At 69.6% G+C, this 6,714-nt stretch carries 5 protein-coding genes; 3 read left to right on the top strand and 2 right to left on the bottom strand.

Going from position 1 to position 6,714, the window contains the following annotated elements; genetic code table 11:
• Window positions 1-8: 8 nt before the first annotated feature.
• On the bottom strand, window positions 9-1,898 hold the full coding sequence (gene uvrC, locus WD250_08515) for an excinuclease ABC subunit UvrC (protein MEX2620249.1): 1,890 nt from the start codon (window positions 1,896-1,898) through the stop codon (window positions 9-11).
• Between uvrC and WD250_08520 the strand changes: the two genes are divergently transcribed.
• Window positions 1,891-2,298 (top strand): hypothetical protein, encoded by a 408-nt coding sequence (locus tag WD250_08520; GenBank protein MEX2620250.1) that lies wholly within the window; start codon window positions 1,891-1,893, stop codon window positions 2,296-2,298. The genes uvrC and WD250_08520 overlap by 8 nt on opposite strands.
• A gap of 106 nt (window positions 2,299-2,404) precedes the next feature.
• Here WD250_08520 and uvrA read toward each other — a convergent pair whose 3' ends face one another.
• Window positions 2,405-5,281 carry an excinuclease ABC subunit UvrA gene (uvrA, locus tag WD250_08525; protein MEX2620251.1) on the bottom strand — a complete coding sequence of 959 codons (2,877 nt, stop codon included), beginning with the start codon at window positions 5,279-5,281 and terminating at the stop codon, window positions 2,405-2,407.
• Window positions 5,282-5,384: 103 nt separating this feature from the next.
• Here uvrA and WD250_08530 point away from each other — a divergent pair, with 103 nt between their 5' ends.
• Together WD250_08530 and WD250_08535 are read left to right on the top strand one after the other, a co-directional pair.
• Window positions 5,385-6,044, top strand: a complete 660-nt coding sequence (locus WD250_08530) for an MBL fold metallo-hydrolase (GenBank protein ID MEX2620252.1) — start codon at window positions 5,385-5,387, stop codon at window positions 6,042-6,044.
• A gap of 133 nt (window positions 6,045-6,177) precedes the next feature.
• On the top strand, window positions 6,178-6,480 hold the full coding sequence (locus WD250_08535) for a hypothetical protein (protein MEX2620253.1): 303 nt from the start codon (window positions 6,178-6,180) through the stop codon (window positions 6,478-6,480).
• Window positions 6,481-6,714: the final 234 nt, after the last annotated feature.

The raw sequence follows: 6,714 nt of genomic DNA on the forward strand, positions 1-6,714 counted from the left end.
GGGAGCGCTCATGCGTGGGCCCGGTCCCCGCCCCGCGACAGATGCGCGTGGATGACGCTCGCCAGGGTCTCGGAGATGCCCTCCACCTGCGCGAGCTCGTCGAGGCTGGCTTCCCGAACCCGCCTGAGGGAGCCGAAGTGGCCGAGCAGCGCGCGGCGGCGGGCCGGCCCGATCCCGGGGATGTCGTCGAACGCCGACGCGGTCATCTCCTTGCCGCGCACGCTGCGGTGATAGGCCACCGCGAAGCGATGCGCCTCGTCGCGGATGCGCTGGACCAGGTACAGGGCCTCGCTTGAGCGCGGCAGGACGACCGGTTCCGATCGGCTCGGCAGGAAGATCTCCTCCATCCGCTTCGCCAGGGAGCAGACGTCGACGCCTTCCACCCCGAGCTCGTCCAACGCGTTCACCGCAGCCGAGAGCTGGCCCTTGCCACCGTCGATCACCACGAGGTTGGGCGGGTAGGCGAAGCGGCCGCGTTCGGACACGGGCCTGGCCGCCTCCTCGAGGTAGTTGCGAAAACGCCGGGTGATCACCTCTCGCATCATCGCAAAGTCGTCCTGTCCCTCGACGCCACGGATCTTGAACCGTCGGTAGTCGGACTTGCGCGGCAGGCCGTCCTCCATGACCACCATGGACGCCACCGAGTTGGTGCCCTGCAAGGTCGAGATGTCGTAGCACTCGATGCGCAGGGGGGCTTCGGCGAGCCCCAAAGCGTCCTGCAGCTCGTGCAGCGCCTGGCTGCGAGCCGTGAAGTCCTTCGCCCGCTTGAGCTTGTGCTGGTGGAAGGCCTCGACGGCGTTGTCCCGAACGGTGTCGAGGAAGGCCCGCTTCTCCCCGCGGACCGGGACCCGGATGGCGCAGGGGCCGCCGCGGAGCTCGCTGAGCAGCTCCTCCAACGTCGCCTGGTCCGCGGGGGGGACCGGGACGAGCACCTCGCGGGGCACGTCCTCGTCGCGCTCCATCGCCAGCTCCAGGAGAAAGCGCCCGACCAGCTCACCGGCGTCGAGGTCCTCGACCTTGTCCACAGTCCAGCCCTTGCGTCCGACGACCCGTCCCTTGCGGACGAAGAACGCCTGGAACGCCGCCTCGAGGTCGTCGTCGTGGTAGTGGACGGCGTCGAAGCTCTCCGGCCGGGCGGTGACCATCATGTGCTTCTCCAGCGCCCGGCGAACCGCGGTGAGCTGGTCGCGGATGCGCGCTGCGGCCTCGAAGTTCAGCTTCTCGGCCTCGGCGGTCATGCGCGCCTCGAGGCCTTCGAGGGTCTCGCCGGTGTCGCCCTCCAGGAAGGCGATGAGCTCGTCGACGAGGTCGCGGTGCTCGTCCTCGCTGACCTTGCCGACGCAAGGGGCGGCGCAGCGCCCGATGTGGTGCAGCAGGCACGGGCGTCCGGTGCGACGGCAGCGGTCGAACACGCCCTGTGAGCACGTGCGGACCGGGAAGACCCGCAGCAGGAGGTCCAACGCCTCACGGATCGCGTAGGCGTGGGCGTAGGGCCCGAAATAGCGGGTGCCGTCCTTGCGGGGGTTGCGGCGCACCATCGCCCTGGGGACGTCGTCCTGCACGGTGACGGCCAGGTAGGGGTAGCTCTTGTCGTCGGTGTAGCGGACGTTGTAGCGCGGCAGGTGCCGCTTGATGAGGTTGTACTCCAGGTGCAGGGCCTCGACCTCGTTCGCGGCGACGATCCACTCCACGCCGGCGGCCGCTTCGAGCATCGCCCGGGTGCGCTGCGGGATCGCCCCCCACGCACCGAAGTAGCTGGCCAGCCGAGCACGCAGGCTCTTGGCCTTCCCGACGTAGAGCACCCGCCCGCGGGCGTCCCGCCACAGGTAGCACCCCGGCTCCGTCGGGATCGTGCCGGGGTCCGGTCGGAACGTCAGCGCAGGGTTGGTCGTGGTCATGGCGACACCCATTGTCGCACCCACTCCGGCCGGCACCCGAAGGGCTTGCGGCAGCCGTCCGGAACTGGTGATTGCAGTGGAGCGCCGAAACCCCGATGATGCGGCGAACACTCGCGTGCGGCATGAAGGGTTGGTCGGGATGGGGATTGCGGCATTCGCTCTGATCGGGGTCGTCGTCGGTGTGTTCATGCGGGCCTTGATGCCCCATGACGATCCTGGCGGTGTGCTGTTCACCGCCGTGATCGGCCTCTTCGGCGGGCTCGCCGGCGGCGTCTTCGTGGCCCTCATCGTCGGGATGGATCCGACCGTGCAGTTCTTCGACCTCCTCGCGTGGGTGGGTGCGCTCGCCGGCGCCGTCGTGATCCTGACGTTCTACAAGCTGATCAGCACACAGGGCTGACGGGCGCCGCATCCGGTCGGCGGTCAGCACCCTCGACGGTCGCTGCGCGACCGCCACACCCGGCACAGCAGAGAATCGCCTGCGCAAGCTCCGGCGAATCATGGCATCAGAGCAAGCTGGTGAGGAACTTGCCGGTGTAGCTCTGGCCGACCCTGGCGACGTCTTCGGGCATGCCCTCGGCGACCACCGCCCCGCCTCCGGACCCGCCTTCGGGGCCGAGGTCGATGATCCAGTCGGCGGTCTTCACCACGTCCAGGTCGTGCTCGATGACGATCACCGTGTTGCCCTTGTCGACCAGGCGGTGCAGGACGACCAGGAGCTTGTTGACGTCGTCGAAGTGCAGCCCGGTGGTGGGTTCGTCCAGGATGTAGACGGTCTGCCCCGTCGCGCGCTTGCGCAGCTCGCTGGCCAGCTTGACCCGTTGCGCCTCCCCGCCCGAGAGCGTCGTCGCCGGCTGACCGAGGCGGACGTAGCCGAGCCCGACATCGTTCAACGTCTCCATGTGGCGGGTGATCGCCGGGATGTTCGCGAAGAACGCGACGGCCTGTTCCACGGACATGTCCAGCACCTCGCTGATGGACTTGCCCTTGTAGTGGACCTCCAGGGTCTCGCGGTTGTAGCGGGCGCCCTTGCAGACCTCGCAGGGCACGTAGATGTCGGGAAGGAACTGCATGTCGATCTTGAGAGTCCCCTCCCCTGCGCAGGACTCGCAGCGGCCGCCCTTGACGTTGAAGCTGAACCGCCCCGGCTGGTACCCGCGGACCTTGGCCTCCTGGGTGGAGGCGAAGAGCTTGCGGATGTGGTCGAACACCCCGGTGTAGGTGGCGGGGTTCGACCGCGGGGTGCGCCCGATGGGTGACTGGTCGATGCCGACCACCTTGTCCACCTGCGCGAGACCGTCGATGCGCCGGTGCCGTCCCGGCACGACCTTGCTGGCGTAGACGTGACGCAGCAGGCCCCGGTGGAGGATGTCGTTGACGAGCGTGGACTTGCCCGAGCCCGAGACCCCGGTCACGGCCGTGAACGTGCCCAGGGGAAACCGCACGTCGAGCCCCCGCAGGTTGTGCTCCTGCGCCCCGCGCACGACGAGCTCACGACCGGGGGTGGTCGCCCGCCGTTCGGCGGGCACCGCGATCTCGCGGCGACCCGACAGGTACGCGCCCGTGTGGGACCGCTTGTTGCGCTTGAGCCCCGCCAGGCCACCGGAGTGCACGATCTCGCCGCCGTGCTCCCCCGCTCCCGGACCGATGTCGACGAGGTGGTCGGCCGCCTCGATGGTCGCCCGGTCGTGCTCGACCACGATCACGGTGTTGCCCAGGTCGCGCAGGCGGATGAGAGTCTCGATCAGGCGCTCGTTGTCACGCTGGTGGAGCCCGATCGAGGGCTCGTCGAGCACGTACAGGCACCCGACCAGGCCCGACCCGATCTGCGTCGCCAGCCGGATGCGCTGCGCCTCCCCGCCGGCGAGCGTGCCTGCCGCCCGGTCCAGCGTGAGGTAGTCGAGCCCCACGTCGAGCAGGAACTGCAGGCGGGCACGCACCTCCTTCAAGATGCCCTCGGCGATCAGTGCCTCCCGGGCCCCGAGCTCGAGCGCCGCGAAGAACTCCTGCGCGTCACCGACGGACTGGGCGCATGCCTCGGCGATGTTCTTCCCGCCGACCGTGACCGCGAGCACGAGCGGGCGCAGGCGCGCCCCCTTGCAGTCGCTGCACGGCACCTGGCGCATGTACGCCTCGATGCGCTCCTTGGTGTGCTCGGACTCCGTCTCGGCGTGCCGGCGCAGCAGCTGCGACACCACCCCCTCGTACACCGCTTGGTACTGGCGCTTTCGTCCCCAGCGGTTGGTGTACCGCACGTGCACGCGGGCCTTGCCGGGGAGTCCGTGCAGCAGCTTGCGGCGGTCCGCGGCCTTGATCTTGCGCCACGGGGTGCGCGGGTCGAGCCCCAGGTGCTCGGCGACGGCCCGGAGCAGCTGCTCGTAGTACGTCGACGTGCTGCCCGTCGCCCACGGGAGGATGACACCCTCTTCCAGCGAGAGGTCCTGGTCGCCGATCACCAGCTCCGGGTCGACCTCCAGACGGGTGCCGAGCCCATGGCAGGTCTGGCAGGCGCCGTAGGGGGTGTTGAAGGAGAAGTTGCGGGGCGCCAGCTGGTCGAAGGAGAGCCCGCAGCGCGCGCAGGCGAGGTGCTCGGAGAACGTGAGGTACTCCGCTGGGTGGTCGGGGTCGTCGCGGGCGGGCAGGACCTCGATCGCGGCGATGCCGTCGGCGAGGCGGAGGGCCGTCTCGATCGAGTCAGCCAGGCGCCGGCGGATGCCGGGCTTGGCCACCAAACGGTCGATGACGACCTCGATGGTGTGCTGCTCGTATCGGGGCAGCGGTGGAGGATCGGCGAGGTCGATGACGTGCGGCTCGTTGGGGCCGCTGGTCACGCGAGCGCGGGCGAAACCCCGTCCGGAGAGGTCGGCCAGGAGCTTCTCGTAGTGGCCCTTACGCCCCCGCACGACCGGGGCGAAGACCTGGAACCGGGTGCCCTCCGCCAGCTGCTCGACCTGGTCGATGATCTGCTCTGCCGTCTGCCGCTCGATGGGCTGGGCGCACTCCGGGCAGTGCGGAACGCCGATGCGGGCATAGAGCAGACGCAGGTAGTCGTAGATCTCCGTGGTCGTGCCGACCGTGGAGCGGGGGTTGCGGCTGGTCGACTTCTGGTCGATCGAGATCGCCGGAGACAGACCCTCGATGAAGTCGACGTCGGGCTTCTCCATCTGTCCGAGGAACTGGCGCGCATAGGCGGACAGGGACTCGACATACCGCCGCTGACCCTCGGCGTAGATCGTGTCGAAGGCGAGGCTCGACTTGCCAGACCCCGACAAGCCGGTGAAGACCACCAGGGCATCCCTGGGGATCTCGAGGTCGACATCCTTCAGGTTGTGCTCGCGCGCGCCGCGGACCTGCAGCGTGTCACGGCTCGGGGGGCTGGGCACGACAGTAAGGACTCCGCGTCGGTGGGTGAACGCCGTGCGAGGAAGTGACCGGCTGGTCGCACCTGGGGGATTCTACCGGCGAGCGAAGGGAAAGGCTCCACGCATGAACGACGACTACACCGGTCACGTCGAGCCCGGCGGCGCAGCGGCCGCCCGCTTCGTCGACATGGACGGGGCCCGGGTCGAGGTGCGCAAGCTCTCGGTGGGTCCCATGGACAACAACGCCTACGTCTTGCGGGACACGGCCTCGTCCCAGGCGCTGCTGATCGACGCCGCGAACGATGCCGACCGTCTGCTCGTCGAGCTCGCGGGCCTGGAGCTGGTCGGGATCGTCACGACCCACGGCCATCGTGACCACTGGCAGGCCCTCGGTCCCGTGGCCGCCGCCACGGATGCCCCGGTCTACCTGCATCCCGCCGACGAGGACCTGGTGCCCCGCGAGGCCGAACGGGCCCTGGCCGACGGGCAGCGCATCGGGTTCGGCGCCGCCGAGGTCGCCGTCATCCACACCCCCGGCCACACGCCGGGGAGCAGCTGCCTCCTGCTCGGCCGGTGCCACCTGTTCACCGGTGACACCCTCTTTCCCGGCGGCCCCGGGCGGACAACAACTCCGCAGGACCACGAGCGGATCATGGACGGGCTCGAAACCCAAGTCTTCGGCCGGCTCCCGGATCACACTTGGGTGTACCCCGGCCACGGCGACGACACCACCCTCGGCGCAGAACGCCCGCACCTGGCCGACTGGCGCGAGCGTGGGTGGTAGGACGAGCCGACGGACGCTCGTGAGGGCCCGAGAACCGAGGGTTGTCAGCGTGGTTTTCGTCAGACAGAATAGAACGACACGGACCATCTCGCGCCCGTCCGCGGTACCGCACGCTGTTCGAGGAGGAGCCACGATGAGCGACGACGTCCGCTACCCCGTTCGAACGGCTTCTGGCCGTGAGCTGACCGAACAGGACGTGGAGCAGCTCGCCGACGAGTTCGAACGCGACGACGTGCCTGCGCGGGTCGTCGGCCGCCTCGGCGACGTCCGCCGCGGTCGACCATCGCTCACGGGGCGCGCGGCGGCCTCGCCACGCGTGTCCTTCCGGACGACCGACGACCTGCGAGCGCGGGCGGAGGACCGCGCGACTCGCGAGGGCAAGACCGTCAGCCAGGTCGCCCGCGAGGCGCTCGAGAGCTACCTCGATGCGGGGTAGTTGTCCGCTGACCGGCACCGCGCGGTTCCCCGGCGGTCATGGGCGCCCCGGTCACGGTGACGACACCACCCTCGGGGCGGAGCGCGGGTCCCTCGACCAGTGGCAGGCTCGCGGCTGGTAGCACTCGCTGCCGATGACCGCTGCGACGCGCCGAGCGGGCCAACGCCATGGTTGTCAAAGGGTGCAGATTTTCTGAAGGGACGTCTGGGTGGGGCGGAGCCTGTGACGGGCTAG

It is taken from the genome of Egibacteraceae bacterium (assembly GCA_040905805.1).
In the GTDB taxonomy this organism is placed as follows: Bacteria; Actinomycetota; Nitriliruptoria; order Euzebyales; family Egibacteraceae; genus DATLGH01.